The sequence below is a fragment of the Paenibacillus sp. FSL P2-0121 genome (assembly GCF_037975345.1).
Lineage (GTDB): Bacteria > Bacillota > Bacilli > Paenibacillales > Paenibacillaceae > Paenibacillus_AQ > Paenibacillus_AQ odorifer.
Genome location: NZ_CP150245.1, coordinates 6,717,467 through 6,739,244 on the forward strand (window position 1 = coordinate 6,717,467; position 21,778 = coordinate 6,739,244).

Sequence of the window (21,778 nt, forward strand, 5' to 3'; positions counted from 1 at the left end):
CTCTCTCCTGTTATCATACTAACACAAAAACGAATAACCTCCTCATTGGAAGGTATTCGTTTCTGTACGTTCACTCTAAATTAGCATGCTTGCCGAACATTTGCTGATTCGTCTGCCCCGTCTTCTCCATCATTCGCAGAATAATAGCATCATAAAAGACCAACATCGTCTGTTCGAATAAAGAAGCCATCGGCTGGATCGTGCTGTAGCTTCCACTGGCCGGATCTTTTGGAGATCCCGGCAGCTTCACTGTGTAGCCCGCTAAACGTCCAACCGTCGAATCCGGCGCAATGGTAACGGCAACAACTTCTGCGCCTACCCCTTTGGCTTTCTCAGCCATAGAGATCAACCCTTTTGTCTCACCGGAACCGGAACCGAGGACTAACACATCCCCCTGTTCAATCCCCGGAGTCACCGTTTCGCCTACAACGTAAGCCTCTTTACCAACATGCATTAACCGCATAGCAAAGGCCCGTCCCATCAATCCAGATCTGCCCGCTCCAGCCACGAAGATCTTGTTGGACTGAAGCAGCAGCTCAGCCATTCGCTCAGTCTCTTCTTCATCAAGCTGAGATATGGAGCGCTGGAGCTCCTCTATAATTTGCTGCGCATATTTCATTGTATCCATTGTAATCTTAAGCCTGACTAACTAGACGTTTCATTTCTGCTGCGGCAGCCTTTTGATCCGCTTCACCTGTGATGCCTCCGCCAACGATGACAAGATCAGGGTTCGCGGCGATCACTTCTGGAAGTGTGCTTAGCTTGATCCCTCCAGCGATAGCTGTTTTGGCCTGCTTAACCACACTCTTAATCGCATTTAAATCTGCAAAAGAATTTTTACCTTCCGCTTGATGGTCATATCCAGAGTGTACACAGATATAGTCTACGCCAAGTGCGTCTACTTCAGCCGCTCTTGTTTGGATATCCTTCACATTAATCAGATCAACTAGAATCTCTTTATTGGTTTTCTTCGCTTCCTCCACTGCACCTCTAATGGTAGAATCATCAGAAACACCAAGTACAGTAACGATATCCGCGCCCGCTTCCACAGCCTTCATCACTTCATATCCACCTGCGTCCATGATTTTCAAATCCGCCAACACAGTCAAAGCTGGAAAAGCCTCTTTGATTGCCTTCACTGCATGTAACCCTTCATTTATAACGATAGGTGTTCCAATTTCAACGATATCTATAAATTCGGCAACTTTTGAGACAACCTCTTTCGCTCCCGCAATGTCCACTAAATCCAACGCTAATTGTAATTTCATATTTATTTGCACTCCTTATTAATATATTTTAGTAAGTCATGTACAAATTGTAGTTCCTTACATCCCTTTAGGGAAGTAGGCACTTTATTGTGATGTAGTTACCTGGAGGATACTAATGTGCGGTTAAAGGGCTCTTTTCGACTTAAATTAAAAACGTTTTGTCATTTTTCTGTAAAAATACTGCATTTCCATGAAAGCTGTGCTAATATTACAGTTTGTTTATGAAATTTTAGGAAGTACATCATAATATAAGAAGGTGCACAATGAAGCAAAATAATCACCAGGAATTCAACCTGGTCAAACTGACCTGGCCGATTTTCCTCGAGCTATTCCTCTTTATGCTCATGGGCAGTGTGGATACTTTTATGATCAGTTCAGTGTCGGACGATGCCGTGTCTGGTGTCGGCGCAGCGAATCAGATCATTGCGATAGCAATTTTAGTCCTCAGTGTAATTGGTAACGGCGCAGCTATTGTGGTCTCCCAATATCTCGGTTCCAAAAAACCTCTGGAAGCCGCTCAAGTGACCGGCAATGCCATTACCCTAAACCTGTTAGTCGGCATTCTCCTAAGTACGTTTTTGCTGATATTCGGAGGGTCGCTACTGACTGCGCTGAATGTAAAAGGGGATATCCTCATTTACGCCAAAGCCTATATGAATATTGTTGGGGGCGGTATTTTTCTGCAAGCATTAATTAATGCTCTGGCGACTACTATCCGTACTCACGGTTTCACCAAACAGACGATGGTCGTATCCTTGCTGATGAATATCATTCACGTGGTGGGCAACTACCTGCTCATTTATGGTCATTTCGGACTTCCGGCGTTAGGTGTGGAGGGTGCGGCTATCTCAACAGTGATGAGTCGCTTTATCTGCCTGATCCTATTCTTCCTGCTGCTCTACAGAGTGATGGAGGTACGGGTGAAAGTAACCTATTACATTCATCTTTCTAAAAAATACGTGCTGCAAATTCTCAAAATCGGCATCCCGTCCGCTTTTGAATCCATCACTTATCAGTCGTGCCAGCTTGTATTCACACTGTATATTACTTATTTAGGCGCTGAAGCTATGGCTACCCGCCAGTACGCGCTTAATATTTCCAATTATATTTATTTATTCAGTGTAGCTGTCTCTATGGGAACTTCCATCGTTGTAGGACATCTCGTGGGAGCTAGACGACCTGATGAAGCCTATAAGCGTGTATTCACCAGTGTAAAGTGGGCGTTGCTGGTTACCGTAATAATAGATGCTGTGGTGATTTTCTTCCGGGTACCGCTATTCGGGCTTTTCACAGACAATGAGAACATCATTAGGATGGGGGCGCAGGTCATATTGCTTAGCTTCTTCCTGGAAACCGGGCGCACAACCAATCTGGTTATCATTAACTCTTTACGCGCCTCGGGCGATGCCAAATTCCCTGTATATATGGGACTGATCTCCATGGTCTGCATGAGCTTACCTCTTGGTTATTTCCTGGTGTTCCAACTTGATCTCGGGTTAGCCGGCGTGTGGATTGCTACTGCGGTCGATGAGTGGGTGAGAGCCGTCATTATGTATTTCCGCTGGAAGAGCCGAGCTTGGGAGAAACATGGACTTATCGAACACGAAGCTCCAGAACACTGTACACCTTCCGCTACTCCTGCAGCTGTAAATTAATATGTATATACAGAGGGTTCTTTAAGGTCATATCAGATCTTAAGGAACCTTCTATTTATTTACGCCAACATTACATAAAATTTGAGAATGAATGAACCATTCTACGTTACAATAGATAGAACATAATTCACAAAGCTAAAGGAGAGAGCTTCATGCCGGAGGAAACCGGAATCCATGAGTTACTGACGCTCAAAACGATTGCGGAGACTTTAAACAGTTCCAATGAGCTCAGACCCATGCTCGACACAGTCATGGGCAAGCTACTTGAGTTAACCGGAAACACTGCAGGCTGGATCTTCCTGAGCGAAGAATACATGGAATATGAGTGTGCCGCTGATCGAGGCCTGCCACCTGCACTACAGCGCGACAATAAACAACCAATGCAGTGCGGAAGCTGCTGGTGCCTAAGCCGCCTATGGGACGGTCGGCTCGAGCATGCCGTTAACATTCTAAGCTGCAAGCGGTTGAGTAACGCCAGGCAGTATAACTGGGGCGACACGCTGGGCATCACCCACCACGCCACCGTCCCGCTGCATTCAGGTGAGCGTTACTTGGGACTTATGAATGTGGCCGCACCAGGCAAAGCACATTACGCCGACAGCGAGCTGGCTTTGCTGCAATCCGTGGCTTTGCAAATTGGCAGTGCTATAGAACGGATGCAGTTATATAGCACCGAGCAGCGCCGCGCGAATCTGTACGCCAAATTAGGCGAATTCAGCGCAGCTTTAAATCTAACCGCCAACCAATGTATCTCGCCCAGTATTCTGATCGAGAAAAGCGCCGCCCTGATTGGCGACTATTTCGATTGGCCCTTTGCAGCGATTATCGGGCAATATGAAGGGCAATTCGAAGTCCATGCTGCCTATGCGGCTAATATAACGCCTGAAATAGCTCCCTTCGAGCTCTCGGATTCTTTTAAAGTACGTCTAGGAGATATCACAAAAGGACAACGCTTTGCGACATTAACCCCTGATGAAGAGCAGGAAATTACGAAGTCCTGCTGTTCTGAACAACCTGTCGCGGAGCGTGTCGTGATGCTCGCTGTGCCCTTTCGGCAGATTGCCGCACAAGGTGCAGGAATTCTACTGATCACCTCACCCAAAGCACTAGCTTCCGCAACTGCGGATGGAGAGGTGCTTGAGGCTGTCGCTGAGCATATTTCCGCTACATTGGAAAGTGCTCAGCTTGGAGAGAAACGCCGCGAAATTGCGCGTCTTGATGAGCGGAATCGTCTGGCCCGTGACCTGCACGACTCCGTGAACCAGATCCTCTTCTCCCTCTCAATGACCGCCAAAGGCGTGGAAAGTATGCTGAAGCAGGAGCATATCTCCCATCCTGCTACTGAGGCTGTCCGCGATATTCAAGCTTTATCCCAGTCTGCACTCAAAGAAATGCGTGCATTAATTATGCAGCTTCGGCCTGCCGGACTGGAAGCCGGTTTATTGACTGCGCTGCAGGCTCATGGCCAGCAGCTAGGGCTGCTGATACAGACGCAACGGAGTGGTGTTCACGAACTTCCCCGTAACGTGGAGGAAGGGCTGTGGCGCATTGGCCAAGAAGCGCTCAATAATGTACGAAAGCATTCCGGAACCTCTAAAGCGGAGGTATCTCTGCATCTGAATGCAGCCGAGGTGGTACTGAGCGTTGCCGACCAAGGTAAAGGCGGGGCCAAACGGCGTTCTAACACAGACACTAATGAATCTCTTGGTCTGCATATTATGAAGGAAAGAGCAGAAGCTCTCTCCGGTCGTATTCATATCCACAGTGTGGAAAATCAGGGCACAACGGTTGAGGCAACCATACCTCTGCCCATCCAATCTACATGAAGTCGGGTGATCATAAATGACGATAAACTTATTATTAGTAGACGACCATGCAATGGTACGCCGTGGGCTGCAAGTATTTCTCTCCACACAACCCGATATCAAGGTTATCGGGGAGGCCTCCAACGGCCGCGAGGCACTGGAAAGAACAGCCGAATTGAACCCGGATGTCATATTAATGGATTTGCATATGCCCATTATGGACGGCATTGAGACCGCTCAAGCGCTGAGGATCTCCCACCCGCAGGTCAAGGTCATTGTATTGACCTCCTTTTCGGATCAGGATCATGTACTCCCGGCTATCCGCGTAGGAATCAAAGGCTATTTGCTTAAAGATATAGAACCAGAAGCGCTGGTAGTTGCGATCCGTAAGGTACATAACGGGCAAGTGGAGCTACATTCCGAGGCTGCCAGCCAACTGATGAATCTAATGGCGACTTCTACACTAGAGCAAATGGAACTTAATACTTCCGATCCGAACGGCCCAAACACAACACCTGCTGCAATCACCGGATTAGAGCTTCTTACCCCACGCGAGCAAGAAGTATTAGACCTGATTGCGCTCGGTATGAGCAACAAAGAGATTGCCAGCAAGCTGGTCATCACCGAAAAAACCGTTAAGACCCATGTCAGCCACGTTCTCGGAAAGCTAAACTTAGCGGATCGGACTCAGGCTGCCATTTTCGCATTGAAAGGCGGCTATAACGCCTAGAATCAAAACTCCTCTACAACTTTAGTCTTAGATGCTCAGCACAATGGCTGAGCGTTTTTATTATATATGTTCATTCCATGTGCTGATGTTAACAGAGGCCGATTCAACTATCATTGGTTTATAGCAACTGACCTCACATAGGAGTGGATACAGATGAAAGTGATGATCCTGACAGGCAGTAATCGAAAAGAAGCAACCAGCACGAAGCTGGCAGAACATGCCGCCCATTTCATTAGTCAGCAAGGAGAAAAGGTTAACGTGTTTGATCTCTACAAACGCCCACTTCCCTTTTATTCACCAGACGAGGCTTACACAGAGCATGAACATTTAAACGAGCTTAAACAAGAGATGTTAGCAGCGGATGCAGTAATCTTGGTTACTCCGGAATATCACGGCTCGGTAAGTGGCGTATTAAAAAATGCGATTGATCATCTAGGCCAGGCGCATTTCAATGGTAAAGTTGTGTTATCCGCCAGTTCAGCCGGGGGAGCGGTAGGGATAAGCTCATTACTTCAATTGCAAGCCATCGTACGCAACCTGCACGGCATCAATACACCAGACTGGATCTCCATCGGTGGACTGCAACGCAAGCGGTTCGAGGTCGGGTACGACGGATACGAGGGTGGGCAAGAAATCGAAGATCGCATCCACCTAGTATTAGAAGCATTCCTGAACTTAGCCCGCAAAATCGGCAGACCGGCAGGTGCTATCCAATGATCAAAGGACTATATGAAGCACATTTACCAGTAAGCAATCTTGAAGTATCCATCGAATTTTATGAGAAATTAGGTCTGAAAATGGCTTGGCGGGATGAAGAAACTGTATTCTTCTGGATCGAGGAAGGTCGGAGCTGGATTGGTCTTTGGGAAGGCCAGGAGGTTCAAACCCCATACCATCCGTCCTTGCGGCATATTGCCTTCCGTGTCACTTACGAGGATTTGAAGCAATCACTGCAATGGCTGGAATCGATTGGTGTAGAGGCTGTTCCGTTCCGCAACCGGACTTCTGTCGAGCCTTTTATCCGGGCTTATCAAGGAAATGCTTCTGTCTACTTCAACGACCCTGACGGCAACAGCTTGGAATTTATGTGCCACGTAGAGGTTCCTGAACATCTGAAGCCTATTTCAGAGAACATAACCTTAACGGAATGGGAGAAATTACTGCACAGTAAATAAAATACTCAAACAAAAAAACAGCTGCTCCCGTCCAAGGGTCCAGCTGTTTGAGTATATTAGCTTCTTCGATTACTTAATCGAAATGCCCTTCTTCATGGCCTTCATGTCTGCATTCGTATTCACAAGCGTTGGCAGTATCTTCATACTTCTAGTCATGGGAGAGTTGCATTGCCAGCAGGTAGGTACATATTGAAAGGCGAAATTATCGCGCATCCAACCTGTGCAACCTTCCTTGGTACAGGACCAAATAGCTGTGTCTTCTTGCGGAAGTTCCTCCAGTGCTTTTTTACGAAAATACATAAGTACCCCTCCTTGGATCGAATCGAGACGATATCGCTACCCTATTAGGGGCAGATTCATACTATGAAAATAAAAAAAGCTGCCCTCAACTTGTGTTAAGGGCAGCCTGATTTTTAAACTACAGTTTTACAACGTTTTCGGCTTGTGGTCCACGAGCGCCTTGAGTTACGTTGAACTCAACGCGTTGGCCTTCGTCCAAAGATTTAAATCCGTCGCCTGTGATTGCGGAGAAGTGTACGAATACGTCGCTTCCACCTTCAACCTCGATAAAACCGAATCCTTTGTCTGCGTTAAACCATTTCACTGTACCTGTTTGCATGATATTACCTCCAATATTTTATTTAACACATGTCCTTTTATTCCTACGTAGTGTACGAACAAATAAAAATTCACACATTGGAAAAGGACTCATACGCACAAATGATAACCTTTTACAATATGTGAATTAAGGGTTAAATTTATGATTGATTTCATTGTACCACACTAAATCACTAAAAGCAATGCGTATGCCTATTTAATTTTCACTCCGGCTCTTATTGCCTGTAAACAGCAGCAGCCGAGCCGGACGAATACCCATGTTAGTCGATATAACCTGCCAATCCTTTATCCATCAAGTAATCCATTTCTGCATCAAGAATGGTCTCTACTGTGATTTCATCCAGCTTCACATCACGTTGGGCGGTAACATAGTCGACCAGATCATCGCTGTCGATGTCTACCTCACCCTTGGCGTTCGCCTTGGCCTTATTGATAAAGGTCTGTTCATGCTTTAATACTACGCGGATGATTTGCGGATCCACTTTGGTTTTGGCAGATAATACATTTACTAGCTCCTGCTCATTTACTTTGTCACTCATTTTTTAAATTTCATCTCCTTACAATTATTACACAATCATTGTAGCATATTTCGCGCTTTAACGCGTCATTACGCGAAGTATACCACGGTTTATTCACACTTTTCTTATCATTCCAGTGTCTATAACGTTCCACTTGAAGTAAGTTATTTAATAAAAACAGTTGTGAGGAACATTGACTTGTGCCAAAATATAAAAAAAGTGTTGGACCAAATGAATACTAGAAAAGGCGGTTGAATTCATGAGCTCTGTATCTACCCAGCAATTAGACACAAACAGCAACAAGGCACATCGTTATATCGAAGACGTATACGCACAGGTTGTTGCGCGTAATCCTTTTGAGCCCGAATTTCATCAGGCCGTAAAGGAAATCCTTGAATCTTTGCTTCCAATCCTCGCTGCTGAACCTAAGTATCAGGAAAATGCCATTCTGGAAAGATTGGTTGAGCCAGAACGTTTGATTATGTTCCGTGTTCCTTGGACAGACGATCAAGGTAAGGTCAGAGTTAACCGTGGATATCGTGTACAGTTCAGCAGTGCAATTGGACCTTACAAAGGTGGACTTCGTTTTCACCCATCCGTTAATGCTAGTATTATCAAATTCCTTGGTTTCGAGCAAATCTTCAAAAATGCTCTTACCGGCCAACACATCGGCGGAGGTAAAGGCGGCTCCGACTTTGATCCTAAAGGTAAATCCGAAGGCGAAATCATGCGTTTTGCACAAAGCTTCATGACTGAATTGCAAAATTACATCGGTCCTGACCAAGACGTTCCTGCAGGAGATATCGGTGTAGGTGGTCGTGAGATTGGCTACATGTACGGACAATACAAGCGGATCCGCGGAGGATATCCGGCTGGCGTATTGACTGGTAAAGGTATTGGTTACGGCGGAAGTCAGGCTCGGACAGAGGCTACTGGTTACGGTACAGTTTATTTCGTAAACGAGATGCTGAAAGCAAAAGGCCTTTCCTTTGAAGGAAGCCGCGTTGTTGTTTCCGGTTCTGGTAACGTAGCGATCTATGCGATCGAAAAAGCTGTACAGCTAGGCGCTAAAGTCGTAGCTTGTAGTGATTCCGCCGGATATATCTATGACGAAAATGGGATTAACCTCGAAACTGTCCGCCGCCTGAAAGAAGTCGAAAGAAAACGGATTAGTGAATATGTGAATGAACATCCTAACGCTGTGTATACTGAAGATTCCACGCAAATTTGGACCATTCCTTGTGATATCGCCCTTCCGAGTGCTACTCAGAATGAGATTGATGAAGCCATGGCATTGAAACTGATTGAGAATGGTGTAAAAGCAGTAGGCGAAGGTGCCAATATGCCATCCACCCTTGAAGCTATTCATCAGTTCCAACAAGCTGGCGTACTATTCGCACCTGCTAAAGCTGCTAATGCTGGCGGCGTAGCTGTATCTGCGCTTGAAATGGCACAAAACAGCATGCGGTTGTCCTGGAGCTTTGAAGAAGTAGATACGAAGCTGCATGAAATCATGGTTTCTATCTACGAACAATCTGTAAATGCATCCGAGCAATATGGACAGTCCGGCAACCTTGTTGCAGGAGCGAACATCGCTGGATTCAAAAAAGTGGCCGACGCTATGCTGGCTGAAGGTGTAATCTAAATAAATTACCGGCGCTCTAGTCACGAACGCCTGACATACAAAAGTCCCCGTAACCGGTCAGCAAGAATCCGGTTACGGGGACTTTTTGTGTGTCTAAGCGTTCCATCCGGGGATCTTCCGCAAATCCCCGTCCCAAATCGATTGAGTACTCTCCACAGTCGTATCGTGGGGTGAAGAAGCCGTACGAATGTAACAGGAATCTATTCCTATCGTTAGCGCCCCTGCAATATCCGTACGGGGATCATTCCCGATCATGATGGCCGAACGCAAATCCGCTCCATAATGTTCAACTAAATAACGATAAAATAGCGGATCCGGCTTACTCACTCCTGCTTCGGACGAAATGGCAATGCCATCGAATAAAGGAAGAATACCCAGCATCATTAATTCTGCTTCTATAAAGGTTTTCTGGCCATTGGAGAGCAAAAACACCTTTTTGCCACGTTCTCTTAATGTTTGCAGAATTTCAACCACACCCTCATAAAGTGAGATATGGATCATCGATAATGTCCGCAGCCATCTAACCGTTTCATGTAACCACGCTTGATCCGGTTCCCCACCCAATTGACGGGCCACAGAACGAAACACATCCTCCATTACGAAATCTGGATACTGACAATTCCGTGCGGCTTCGGCGAGCTGTAAATCCCTCTCCCGCAGAAATTGTGCCTGTAGCTCACTTCCTGTTATGGACATCCCCTGATATCCGAAATGGAGCGATAATCGATCCCATACCTCCTGCTTCTCCTCATCTGTCTGAATATCGATTAATGTGCCATACAGGTCGAAAATATAAGTCTCGTACATCCACCGTCTTCCTTCCTATTATTCTCTCTGTGTTTTATCCCTTAGTACCATTGCCATTGTCGGTGGTTGTCTGGCCCTCCTCCATCCGGTTTGACACCTTTTGATAGAGATAGGAGATGCCGAGCAAACAGATACCAAAGCTGGCATAGGCTATGATTTTGCTGCCAGTATTCAGCAGACCCAAATCATAGAGCAGCAGCTTGCCCGTGGCCAGCAGCGTTAATCCAAGGCCGAAGCGCCGGATGTACACATACCTTTTGCGGAAGCCATACATGATAAATAGAACTGCTAACAGTAGATAAATGAGACTAAAAATTAACCCTGCATCACTCAATTGCAATTGCACTCCTAGGAAAGCGGTGATAATGCCGAGTAGATAAATCGCCATGAAAACAGGATAGATCTCCATACTCTTAAACTGGCGATTCAGCGCTGCAATCAGCAGATCACGTCCGCTAAACCAAACAAAGATATTAAAGATAATCAGTACGGCCAGTGCGATATAATCAGCTGCTGTATTTTGCGCGAAATTATTTTGCAGACTTGGCAGACCTACTGTAATCACTATACAAATGACGTAGCCAATCCCAAACAGAAGTCTCACAAAATATTTAACAATCGTGTCATACAGCACCTTCACCTTTGGCAGCACGTAAGCCAGAACCAATGTCCATACAGCGGACAGCAGCAAATTATAGAAGGTTCTATGCGCAAAATCCTCCGGTACAACCAGATGATACAATCTTCCCGATTCATACAAGCCGTAGATCCAGAAATTTAATAACGCCGCATATTTGAACCACAACGCTAAGGTGATTTCATAAGGTTCGCTGCGCTGAAGAGCATCCTTACGGTTATGCTGAACAGCATACAACACCGCGACAATCAGCATGCCTGCTGTGATAAAGACATATTTTAGCGGGAAGTAGACATCTCTAAAATTCGTCCATTGATAGTCTGCGACCCACTGCGTCGGTACATTTAGACAGAAGAATACTACAAGGCAGAGCATCATAATGCCCCAGCCTGCCCTTTCCATCCCCTTAAAGCGGTTCAGATTGCCATACAGCGTAAGAACGACGCCCTCAATCAGCCAACCGATGGACCACCAAGCCGCTCCAAATTGAAATGGAATCATCAATATGCCGAAGGTCAGTGAAGTGGCGTAGAACAGCAGCATGCTTTCTTTTTCCTGTGGCATCAGCTTCTCAAGCCCTCGACCCAGACCGAGATACAGCAGGCAGAAAAGCAACGCCAGTGCACCATTGTAATCCTTCAGTCCTGCATCCATAAATAAAATATACAAGGTGAGACAGCTAATAAACGTATTACATCCTAAGAGAGAGAAATCCCACCAGGACAGCTTGGAACGATATTTGAACGGGTACCACAAGGTAATTCCCAGATACATCGCAAAAGTCAAAACAGCATAACACATATTAATTCCGTTGCTATCCGACAAAGCTATTAATATGAGCATGGAGGGTGTATTAAATAAGTAGCTGATATAATTGACAACGTTCCAGCGTTTGCGGAAAGAAATCAATAAGATGAATAAATTCAATAAAAACAAGTAACCCATAGCCACATAAACCGCGTTGCCCGAAAGGCCAAACGCCCCCAGATAAGAGTATAAGGGCAGATATCCTCCGATTAAGCCCAGCGCACAAATACTCCGTGATTCATACCTTAAAGACAGGAGTACCGCAGTTAAAGTAACGAGTACAGACAAGGATAACCCTACATATATACTAATAATATCAAGCAGAAAATAGCTATAAAAAATAGAGCCATACAGCACCGAAATCCCGCCGCCAAGCAGCCCTAAAGCGAAGGTGCCTTTTCCTTTGCGGTATAGCCACTCCCCGCCTCCCAGCATCAATAATCCCAGTAGAAAAAAAGCGCTTCCCTTCATATAACCTGTGAACCAGTTGGAATAGGTATACCGGAAGCCTGCCCCCACCGCCAAAATCAACAGCAGAATACCCAGCTTGTTAATCCAGCTTAGTCCAATCTTCATTTCGATCTGGTTTTGTTTTCTTCGGCGCTTAAGCACCTCTTCACTGATCTCTTCCGAGGCAAAATCATGTAATCCATTATCCATGCCCGAGTTGAGGCGAAGCTCCGCTCCCCTCAGTCTCTGCCGCTGTGCCAGCACACGCTCATTTAATTCTGCCGCCAACGCCCCGAGTCGACTGGATATCTCTGCTTGTTCCTCACCCAGCTGCCTGGAGGCTGTGTGGTACAGCTGCTGAATATGGCGTTTCGTCTCCACTTCAAAAGCCGTCAGCCGATCCGTATGAGCGTGGCTTCTAGAGGCAAAATAAGTCTGCAGCTTCTGCCTCGACACTTTAAGAATGCCCAGCTTCTCATCTAAAATTTGTTCCGTTAGCGCAACTCTTAGCTCAGTATTCTCTTCTTGAAGCTTACCTACCTGAGTTTTTAGCTCGACCAAAGCGAGCTTATGCTTCTCATATTGCTTCTTCAAGTATTCATTCTCGTTGACCAGATCGTGACTTTCATATTCCGCGATCAGAGCCTCATATTCCTTAATAAGCCCGTCCTGCTGTACCTTCATGAATCTCAGTCGATCTTTGAATGACTCCATAGCGCCTCCTTATGTGAGCGATTGTTAATACTTACATATTACTACATATAGCTGTGGGGTCTTATGCTTTTTTATATTTGCAGTGAATGAAGATTACAATCGGGATGCAAAAAAACTGCAACATTTTGGAGGGGTGTCCCGTCAGAATAATAACAACACTAACAAAAGATTTTAAAAGGAGCTCACAACCATGAACAACATTTTAAAAACAAGTACAGTTCTTTTAACTTTGTCCCTAGCACTTTCTACAGGAGCAGCTTATGCTGCACCCACCACAACTTCTGCTAAAAATGAGGCTACACAAACCTCCGCTAGCGTTAATCAAAAGACGTTTGCGATTGAAATCAACGGATCGACTATTAAAGAAACAGGCTTCCAAAGCATAAGCGGTAAAGAGCCGATGGTACCACTACGTTCAATTACTGAAGCCCTTGGATTTGAATTAACCTGGAATGCACAGAATAAATCCGTTGAACTTATCAATGGCGCTGTATTCACTACAGTGAAAGCTGGAGAAGATCGTTATAGTATCAACAAAATGAATACAACACTTGGAACTGCACCACAATTGGTTGACTCCACTTTGTATGTCCCAGCTTCCTTTTTAAGCGAAGTAATTCATCAAAACATGACTGTGAAGGGAGATTCCATTGTGATCAACACAAATGCCGCCGAGCAGCACATGACTAAGACTGGTGTGATTACAGCAGTCTATGATGGTGGTAAATACCAATCCGTTCAAATCCAAGGTGTAGGTACGGATGGAATCGTATTAAATGTAGGGGAAGATACGGCTATTGAGATGGCTGACGGCACTAAAATTGCACTCAAAGATCTCCATATCGGGATGACAGTAAAAGCAGAACACTCCATGGTCATGACTATGAGTCTTCCGCCACAAACACCAACTTACAAAATCACCGTTCTGGATAAGCAAAAACAAGATGATCTTCTAGGTACTGCTGGTACTATTGAAGAAGTTCAAAAAGACGATAAGGGAAATATTAGTATCACTGTTAAAGGTAGTGGCCTGAGCGAATTGTCACAAAAAGAAGTAGTACTGCGCATTAGCGAAGACACAGTGCTCATTAACAAAGACGGCGAAGCTGTTAAAAGCAGCGAGCTTGTTAAAGGCACAAAAGTTATCGGATTCTACAGCCCAGTGCTGACCAGAAGCCTGCCACCCATCGGCACAGCTGTCAAAGTTGTAGTAGATTCTGCACAACAATAAGAGAGAGACTGGAATCTTATTAAAAAGATTCCAAAGAGACATTAAAACAGCGATCCTTCCGTTATGGGAGGATCGCTGTTTTGCGTTATAGACTATAGGTTGGCTGACTCGCTTCAGCCGATTTGTGAGGTAAACGAAAGCCGGCTGAACGCTTGGTCACACTTTTACTTGCCTTGCTGCAGAGTTTGGGATGATCATAATCGCGAGCCTTACGGACCCAGCTGACTTTATTTGCGAATTTTCTGCCTTCAGAGCAGCGTTTCGGACTCCAGCGCCACTATTCATTAAAAAGAGGGGCATATTCGATGTTTTTTATGCCAATAGCGTCAGTGGGGTCCGTTAGAATTACAAATGTGGTAAAAAGCTGCGTTAACGGTCAGCTGTGTCCGATAGCAGAGCAGATTATAGTTACTTCGTTCGCGCAACTTCACTCGAGTTGTCCGAAGTTGGAGGTCTAGCTCATGAATCGCTAGCCAGTATCAATTGCATCAACGCTAATAAACGCTCCAAGTTAACAGGCTTACTGAGATAATCTGTTGCCCCAGCCTGTAGGATTTTAGCCTTATCTTCCTTCATCGCTTTTGCAGTCAGTGCAATGATGGGAATATCCTTCTTTGCGGGCATTTGTCTGATCCGATTGATTGCCTCATACCCGTTCATCACTGGCATCATAATATCCATAAGAACGATATCTATAGAAGCCGCTTGCTCCAGTTCATACAGGCCGCTCTCTCCGTTAGTAGCTGTAGTTACATGCAGCCCGCGCTTTCTTAGGGTATTTGATAAAGCGAACAAATTCCGTTCATCATCATCCACGATAAGTACATGCTTTTGATTCAGAGAAGTGAAGTCAGTACGTGTATCCTCAGCCGTTGTAGCGGCAAGTACCACTCCACTCCCGATCTCTTGAATAACAGTCGCTTGATCAGCCACTTCCTCAAGGCTTGGAGCCTCAAGCTGCAAAGGCAAATACACTGTAAAGACACTGCCCACACCCTCTTGGCTCTCCAGCGTAATTCTACCACCAAGTAATGTTGCCAGCTCTCTGGATATGGATAAACCTAGCCCAGTTCCCCCATATTGACGTTCTGTATTTCCATTCGCCTGTTGAAATGCTTCGAAGATAATTGACTGTTTGTCTTCTGAAATCCCAATTCCAGTATCTTTGATGGCGAAGGCAATAAATTCCCCTGTATACGAACCTGCCAAATCCAGCAACTCGTCCTTAGTTGCTAAACGGATTTCCAGAGTGACTGCGCCTTCCGTCGTAAACTTAAACGCATTGGACAGCAAATTTATAATAATTTGCCGTACTCTTTGAGCATCCGAATAAAACAGCGGGGGTAAGTCCTCTCCGAGCTGTATTTGCAAAGGAATCTCTTTTTTGCGGGAAAGCTGACTGAAGTTCTGGATCATTGCCTCCGGAATCTCCGATATATTTATCGCTTCAATTTCAATATTCAGCTTTCCTGCCTCAACCTTGGACAAATCCAGAATGTCGTTAATCAGCGCCAGCAGATCTTGTCCCGAAGAATGAATGGCTTTTGAGAATTCAATATCCTCTTCGCTTAGAGCTCCCGACTGGTTCTCCATAAGAAATTCGGAGAGCAGCAGAATGCCGTTCAGCGGAGTTCGCAGTTCATGAGACATATTAGCCAGAAACTCAGATTTATATTGTGAGCTTTGCTGCAATAACTCTGTGTATTCACTAAGCTCCATTTGAGCTCTTTCCGCCTCCAATGACTTTTGTTCCGCCAGCAGATTCTTATCCTCCAGCTTTCTATTTGTTGCATGCAGTGACTCCGTTTGGATCTGCAGCTCCTCAGACTGAGTCTGTAGTTCCTCGGTATATACCTGTAGTTCTTCGTTTAGACGCTGAGATTGTGCCAGAAGTTGGTCAATCTTCATACTGTTAATCGTGCTGTTAATTGCAGAGCCAAAGGCATTCGAAATAGACCCTAGGAACTTAACCTGCAATTCCGTAAGTGGAGCAAAGGCGGCGATTTCCACCACAGCAACTACCTCACCCGAAAAAGAAATCGGCATTAACAGAAGCGCCTTCGGCGCAGAAACACCCAGCCCAGACTGTATGCTAATATAATCCTCCGGCAGATCCTGTATTTGCATCAAACGCGCCTCTTTAGCACATTGTCCAACTAGACCTTCTCCGGTCTGGAATGCCCGCTGATCTGGAATGTTACTGCTTCCGCCAAAAATAGAGACTCTCTTAAAGAAATCCCGATCATGATCCTGTGTTCGAACATATAAGGATCCATATGGATAATTGATCACTTCTGCGGTTTTGCCAAGAAAAATATCGCCCAGTTGCGAGATATGTGTGATGCCCTGATACCTCGCCAACAGTTCGTTTGCGTTAGCCTGAATCCATATCCGTTCTTGTTGCGTGTCTATCAGATGATTCGTAGCTACGCTCAGATCCCTGATCTCATCATTCGTGGTGATCTCTATCCTTGTCTTCATATCTTCGTCAGATTTCAATTCTGCAATCGTATGGGTAACTTTACGAACCGTACTAACGATGGAGCGTGAATTGATCCACGAAGCGACCATCGCGGTAACCGCTATAATTGCCCAAGCAATATAAAGAAGCTCTAGCAATAATTTATTCTTGTCTGCTTGTCTAGCTATCAGACTGTTGGTGTTCTCTTTCATCGTCTCGCGGTAAGTGCTGATCTGATTACGAATCCGATCCATTTGATCTTTGCCATCGTCGGAATTAAAGTATCTTAGGAGCTCAACGTCCTGTCCCTCTTTTTTCAACTGGATCACATAATTTCCGGACTGTTCGATCCATTGCTTAATTTTACTTTCAATACCCAACAGACGCTGTAGCTGTAAAGAATCATTAGCAGTCAGCACGTAGAGCTTATCATAATTAGCCTCCCATTCAGCCTTACCCAAATTGTAGGGCTCCAGATACTTGTTATCGCCGGTGATGACATATCCGCGTTGTCCGGTTTCCATATCCAAAATATTCTTCTCAATTAGATTAGCTAAATTAGTAATCTCTCGATCCTGATGAGAGATGAAGCTGGTTTCCCGCTGTAGAGCATTGATTCTTCCATGCATGACAAAAACGAATCCTAATAGACAGATCACGATTAAAACTGTAATTGACAGTATTTTATACTGCAAAGTGAATCGGCGTTTGTTCACAACTAGCCTCCGTCCTGTCTTCTAACTATAAACCCCTTTCTATTCTACATCATTGTAAAAGATTACTTGAATAAGGCTTCATTAATTCTTCTATGTAAATTTTGACTGCTGCTAATTTAAACAATTTCCGCAGGGTTGAAACACTTGTTTTTCCCGGAATAAAAAAAACCCCACAAGTGCCTTTCACCTTGAAGGGTTACCTAAATATCTAACTTAGCAAATACAAGTTTTCTTCTTCACACCAAGCTTCCCAGCTTGTTCAACCTTAGCAATATAATCAACAGCCATAGGAACTTTACAAGCGGTTTGTCCCATGTTCACCTGGACCTTACCTATACCTGCTGCGATCTTTGCTGCCTCCTCATGCAGTTCTGTGATACTGCTGCCCACCATAATTAAGAAAGTATTCATCGTATAACGGACACGATTCCGCTCCCGATGAATAGTAGCGCCTACTTGTTGTAACAACTCCCTAATTTCAGCGATGTCCAGCTTATCATCCGGTGTAATTGAAATGTAATTGGCATAAGTGCTCCAGCCGCAAATGGCTATTAGTTCATCCGAGGAACGAATCCACTCTCTCGCAAGTTCCAATCCATATGGACTCTCTGCGGCGAGAGGGGATACTATATATTCCACTACCGCATGCCAACTGGCCGCCGAAGCCCAGCTTTGAAGCTCTTCCTTCGTCATACTCTTAGGATTGACCGTTAGTCCAGCCAAATACATTGCATCGTAATTGCCTGTCTGATACAAAGCCCTTGCCAGACTCTGATCTTTTTTCACATCCTTAACCAGCTTCTTCATATCCCCTACCTTTACTCCAAATAAAGGTTCCACTGCGCCATGTCGTAAGAAAGTACGTTTCGTCTGCTCTGTACCCATCTCCTCAAGCTTGCTCATCACTTCATCAACAGTCAGATTCATTAGGCCACTCCCTTATCTTCGATGTTCTTATCCCTTTACCGCTTCTCTTATGATCGGTTCACGACCTAACGTAACTCTGTTCTTCCCTGTATTCTTAGAGTGATATAACGCTTCATCCGCTTCCCGATATAAATCTTCGAAAGTCACCTCTCTACGCTCCGTAAAAGAGATTCCGATACTTGCGGTAAGATGAATGCTATCCTGTTCATTCAAGATTATCGTGTAATCACTCATCATTGTACGAAAATCCTCTGCTTCTTTTAAGGCTGCACGTTTATCTTCAGCGAAAAAGCATACAGCAAATTCCTCGCCACCTACTCTTCCAGCAATACCTTTATTCTGGTATACCTGAAGTATTTTATTCGAGAAATCAACTAACGCCTGATCGCCCGCTAAATGACCATAAGTATCATTAATTAATTTAAAATCATCGATGTCAAATAACAGCAGAGCCAACCCTAATCCATCCGGGATCGTTTGATTCTGAACCCTTTGCATGAAATGCCTGCGATTATAAAGCCCTGTCAGATCGTCAACCGTTGCCTGATAGACCAGTTCACGCTCATATCGCTTTTTCTCACTATGATCACTAAACACAATAAGCATACCCTTATTCTCTGTTGTCGTATGTTCCGTAGCAATTAAAGAAACCCCATAACAGAGCTCCTCTGCACCAGAACAAACTACCTCAAACTGTCCTTCCGTCCTCTGATTGTAATGAGCTGCAATGTCTTTGTGAGACTTCGTAAAAAGATCAATGTTTTTTCCCATCCAATTATCGTTCGCTATTCCGGTAATGTCGTATAAAATAGCAGTCGCCGCATCGTTTATGCCAATGATATTATCATAACGGTCAGTCAGAACTACGCCGTCTTTCATGTGCTCTAGAATTTTGTTTTTGGTTAGAGGGAAGATGGTTAATTTGGAGCTAACAAAAAGTGCAAAATAAGCCGCTATAATCGCAGGCAAATAAGTAAACGCCGTAAAACCTGTAATGGTAATCTTCAAGAGGGGGAGTAAAAAGACGGAAATAACCGGAACCAGCAAACCCGCCAACAGCAGGACATTAGTCCGCAAATAAACTCTCGGGGTATTCAGTAGGGAAACTGCAAGCAAGCAGACTGCATATAGCCCAAAAAGCTGATCATACGCAATAAAAGCCATACTAAGGAGCGTAGGCTTTACAGCAATTCCACTAACACCCGCAACCGTCAGGACGGACACTTCACTGCGCATCAGATGATGATAGCTATCCGTAAAAATAAGAAGTACATCCATAACAATAGGGATAGAGAAGATGGCAAGCTTCACGGGCAGGCGCCCTGTGGAAGGAGATACGTATTCTTTTACCACAGCATAAGTAAAGAGCGCACTAAAAAAAAGCGGAGCCTGCTGTACATTCTTCCACCACAGCTTAGACTGAAAAGAGGGTGACATAATCTCTCCCGCCGTTGCAACAAATATAAGGCTGACTAACAGCATTAAGATCCACAAATAGCGTCTCCCTGCTAACTTACGGTGCCGATAGGAGCTGACGCCCATGTACAGACTTAGAACACTGCCCATTAATAAGTAATACGGATATCCCTGAATCCATGGCATGCCATATTTCTCCTATTTTTCAAGTCGCTCCTATCATTATAGCCTAATCCTTGGTACAAATGAATCAACAATAACAGCACATCTTATGCTTTAAATTTCACCCGATTGGAGAACATATATTTTCTGGCTAAATCCTTAAATGTTATTTTATCTTGTGCCGATTCAAAGAAACGTTTAGGGATAATCAGCGCTCTCTGTGTGGACACAAAAAACACAAACAAGTTCGTAGTTTCACCTATCTTATGTATCTCTTCCCACTTCACTTGCCCAGTGCCCGCTTCGGAAAGATAAGATATGCCTTCATCTGAAATCGTATAATTTTGCGGTTGCTGAATTAGGCTATCTGTTTTGAACGCCTTTTTGGATTTTTTGATCAAGCTTGACTTGGTCATATACCATAAGACAGCAGCAAGAATTATAGCAGTCACAGCCAGGATTGAGATGCTTTGAGTACTGTAATCCTTAGTAATTAATAACAAAATCATAAAGTAAGCGACTACGCTAAAAGAGTTGAGTATAATCCGGCTATTCAAGCTGAACCATAAGTTAAACTCCTGAACGTCTTCACTCTTTAGGACTGTATCTACTTTTATTACATTTTCCATCACTGATCGCTCCCTCGACGCCATGTATATTTTTAAATTCATCTCATTTTAACATGCCTGAACACAAAAAAGGGACATCCCCGAAGCGATTGCTTCTACATGGGTTGTCCCTCTTCAATCCGTAAGGATTCTTATTTCTTTTGTGCAAGACGTTGTTTGAACTTATCAACACGGCCGCCTTGTTCTGTATCTCTTTGTTTACCAGTGTAAAATGGGTGGGATGCGGAACTTGCGTCCACACGGAGCACTGGGTAAGTGTTGCCGTCTTCCCATTCCATAGTTTCATTGGATGATTTAGTAGATGCACTCAAGAATTTGAAGCCTACGCTTGCATCCAAGAAAATCACTTGGTTGTACTTAGGATGTATGCCTTCTCTCATTCTGATCGTCCTCCTTCTGAATAAATTCGTGGAGCCTTTATGGTAAATTATCCAAATGATCTGTAGGTTTATATATAGTATAACCTAATAAACGTAGGAAAATTCGTAAATCTTACGATTTAGACCACCGCTCCATCATACGCTTATTTAGAGCACAAAGCAACTAATATTCAAATTACTAATTTTTCCATAACCTTTCAAAGCCTACCCATAACGCCGGAGGTTAGAGCGACTTCACCATTCCTCCATCGACTAAAAGAGATTGTCCCGTTACATAAGTATTCGCAAAAGAGCCTAGAAAAACAGCAGCCTTGCCGAATTCTTCGGGCGTGCCCAATCTTCCTAACGGGATTTGCAGCAGCGCTTCCTCTTGAATCTGCTCCATAGGGATCCCCTCTGCTTGTGCACGTTTGCCGTCTAGTTGAAGAATCCGGTCGGTTGCAATACGCCCTGGTGCGATCGTATTAATTAAAATGCGATCCGCAGCCAGCTCAGTAGCCAAGCTCTTGGTCAAGGCATACACGCCAGCGCGAAAAACATTGGAAAGAATTAACCCCTCAATAGGCTGCTTGATAGAAATCGAGCTTATATTAACGATTCGCCCTGCCCCAGAAGAGCGCAGATGCGGCAGTGATTCACGGATCAAACGAATGGTGCTCATCAGTGTGAGCTCAAATCCTTGGTTCCAATCCGCGTCTTCCATATCAGCGAAACCTCCGCCATGAGGCCCCCCCGTATTGGTCACTACAATATCAAGCCCACCGTTTTTGGCTACAGCCGTTTGAATAGCATGTACGATATCCTCTGGGACAGTCACATCCATCTGAACCATGTTCACCTGCTGTCCTGTGGCTGCCTGAATCTCTTTCTGTGCGTCTGCAAGCTGCTCCATACTCCTGCTGGCGATCATTACCTTCGCTCCCTCACGGGCGTACTCCAGCGCAGTTGCGAGTCCTAACCCTTTACTTGCTGCGGCTACAAAAACTGATTTCCCACGAAGTCCCAAGTCCATCATTAATGCCTCCTT

20 protein-coding genes are annotated in these 21,778 nt (G+C 44.8%); 7 read left to right on the forward strand and 13 right to left on the reverse strand.

Annotation, left to right across the window (positions count from 1 at the left end):
• Positions 1-70: 70 nt before the first annotated feature.
• Positions 71-628, reverse strand: a complete 558-nt coding sequence (hxlB, locus tag MKY54_RS29635; protein ID WP_036682124.1) for a 6-phospho-3-hexuloisomerase — start codon at positions 626-628, stop codon at positions 71-73.
• A gap of 7 nt (positions 629-635) precedes the next feature.
• Entirely contained in the window at positions 636-1,268 is a 633-nt protein-coding gene (gene hxlA, locus MKY54_RS29640) for a 3-hexulose-6-phosphate synthase (protein ID WP_036682127.1), read from the reverse strand.
• 263 nt (positions 1,269-1,531) lie between these two features.
• Here hxlA and MKY54_RS29645 point away from each other — a divergent pair, with 263 nt between their 5' ends.
• The 5 genes from MKY54_RS29645 (at position 1,532) to MKY54_RS29665 (ending at position 6,633) form a co-directional block, all read left to right on the forward strand.
• On the forward strand, positions 1,532-2,923 hold the full coding sequence (locus MKY54_RS29645; protein WP_076124068.1) for an MATE family efflux transporter: 1,392 nt from the start codon (positions 1,532-1,534) through the stop codon (positions 2,921-2,923).
• Positions 2,924-3,075: 152 nt separating this feature from the next.
• On the forward strand, positions 3,076-4,749 hold the full coding sequence (locus MKY54_RS29650) for a GAF domain-containing sensor histidine kinase (RefSeq protein ID WP_076301485.1): 1,674 nt from the start codon (positions 3,076-3,078) through the stop codon (positions 4,747-4,749).
• 16 nt (positions 4,750-4,765) lie between these two features.
• Positions 4,766-5,458 carry a response regulator transcription factor gene (locus MKY54_RS29655; RefSeq protein WP_076124072.1) on the forward strand — a complete coding sequence of 231 codons (693 nt, stop codon included), beginning with the start codon at positions 4,766-4,768 and terminating at the stop codon, positions 5,456-5,458.
• A gap of 153 nt (positions 5,459-5,611) precedes the next feature.
• Positions 5,612-6,175, forward strand: coding sequence for an NADPH-dependent FMN reductase (locus MKY54_RS29660; protein WP_339188880.1), 564 nt, complete (start codon positions 5,612-5,614; stop codon positions 6,173-6,175).
• Complete coding sequence (locus MKY54_RS29665; protein WP_036682137.1) at positions 6,172-6,633, forward strand: VOC family protein; 462 nt, start codon at positions 6,172-6,174, stop codon at positions 6,631-6,633. The genes MKY54_RS29660 and MKY54_RS29665 overlap by 4 nt, the downstream gene beginning before the upstream one ends.
• 69 nt (positions 6,634-6,702) lie before the next feature.
• Here MKY54_RS29665 and MKY54_RS29670 read toward each other — a convergent pair whose 3' ends face one another.
• The 3 genes from MKY54_RS29670 to MKY54_RS29680 form a co-directional block, all read right to left on the reverse strand.
• The gene (locus MKY54_RS29670) at positions 6,703-6,933 is read right to left on the reverse strand and encodes a cold-shock protein (protein WP_036682139.1); all 231 of its coding nucleotides are present in this window, start codon (positions 6,931-6,933) and stop codon (positions 6,703-6,705) included.
• A gap of 118 nt (positions 6,934-7,051) precedes the next feature.
• Positions 7,052-7,252: a cold-shock protein gene (locus MKY54_RS29675; protein WP_019914790.1), complete on the reverse strand. Its 201-nt coding sequence runs from the start codon at positions 7,250-7,252 to the stop codon at positions 7,052-7,054.
• Positions 7,253-7,511: 259 nt separating this feature from the next.
• Entirely contained in the window at positions 7,512-7,790 is a 279-nt protein-coding gene (locus tag MKY54_RS29680) for a hypothetical protein (protein ID WP_339188882.1), read from the reverse strand.
• Between the two features lie 238 nt (positions 7,791-8,028).
• On the opposite strand from MKY54_RS29680, the gene gdhA reads away from it, so the two are divergent.
• Positions 8,029-9,414 (forward strand): NADP-specific glutamate dehydrogenase, encoded by a 1,386-nt coding sequence (gene gdhA / locus MKY54_RS29685; protein WP_036682144.1) that lies wholly within the window; start codon positions 8,029-8,031, stop codon positions 9,412-9,414.
• Between the two features lie 93 nt (positions 9,415-9,507).
• Here gdhA and MKY54_RS29690 read toward each other — a convergent pair whose 3' ends face one another.
• Together MKY54_RS29690 and MKY54_RS29695 are read right to left on the reverse strand one after the other, a co-directional pair.
• Positions 9,508-10,221, reverse strand: coding sequence for an HAD family hydrolase (locus MKY54_RS29690; protein ID WP_076278268.1), 714 nt, complete (start codon positions 10,219-10,221; stop codon positions 9,508-9,510).
• A 34-nt stretch (positions 10,222-10,255) separates the two neighbouring features.
• Complete coding sequence (locus MKY54_RS29695; RefSeq protein WP_339188883.1) at positions 10,256-12,829, reverse strand: DUF2339 domain-containing protein; 2,574 nt, start codon at positions 12,827-12,829, stop codon at positions 10,256-10,258.
• A 190-nt stretch (positions 12,830-13,019) separates the two neighbouring features.
• On the opposite strand from MKY54_RS29695, the gene MKY54_RS29700 reads away from it, so the two are divergent.
• The gene (locus MKY54_RS29700) at positions 13,020-14,060 is read left to right on the forward strand and encodes a stalk domain-containing protein (RefSeq protein WP_339188885.1); all 1,041 of its coding nucleotides are present in this window, start codon (positions 13,020-13,022) and stop codon (positions 14,058-14,060) included.
• 459 nt (positions 14,061-14,519) lie between these two features.
• Here the strand turns inward: MKY54_RS29700 and MKY54_RS29705 are convergent, their stop codons facing one another.
• From MKY54_RS29705 to MKY54_RS29730, 6 genes are all read right to left on the reverse strand, one after another.
• A complete protein-coding gene (locus MKY54_RS29705) occupies positions 14,520-17,237 on the reverse strand; it encodes a CHASE3 domain-containing protein (protein WP_339188886.1) in 2,718 nt (905 codons plus the stop codon).
• A 213-nt stretch (positions 17,238-17,450) separates the two neighbouring features.
• Entirely contained in the window at positions 17,451-18,158 is a 708-nt protein-coding gene (locus MKY54_RS29710; RefSeq protein WP_076303640.1) for a DNA alkylation repair protein, read from the reverse strand.
• A 33-nt stretch (positions 18,159-18,191) separates the two neighbouring features.
• A complete protein-coding gene (locus tag MKY54_RS29715) occupies positions 18,192-19,766 on the reverse strand; it encodes a diguanylate cyclase (RefSeq protein ID WP_339188887.1) in 1,575 nt (524 codons plus the stop codon).
• Positions 19,767-19,849: 83 nt separating this feature from the next.
• On the reverse strand, positions 19,850-20,371 hold the full coding sequence (locus tag MKY54_RS29720; RefSeq protein WP_339188888.1) for a YcxB family protein: 522 nt from the start codon (positions 20,369-20,371) through the stop codon (positions 19,850-19,852).
• A gap of 131 nt (positions 20,372-20,502) precedes the next feature.
• Complete coding sequence (locus tag MKY54_RS29725; protein ID WP_036682161.1) at positions 20,503-20,751, reverse strand: type B 50S ribosomal protein L31; 249 nt, start codon at positions 20,749-20,751, stop codon at positions 20,503-20,505.
• A gap of 223 nt (positions 20,752-20,974) precedes the next feature.
• Complete coding sequence (locus MKY54_RS29730; protein WP_339191311.1) at positions 20,975-21,763, reverse strand: SDR family oxidoreductase; 789 nt, start codon at positions 21,761-21,763, stop codon at positions 20,975-20,977.
• Positions 21,764-21,778: the final 15 nt, after the last annotated feature.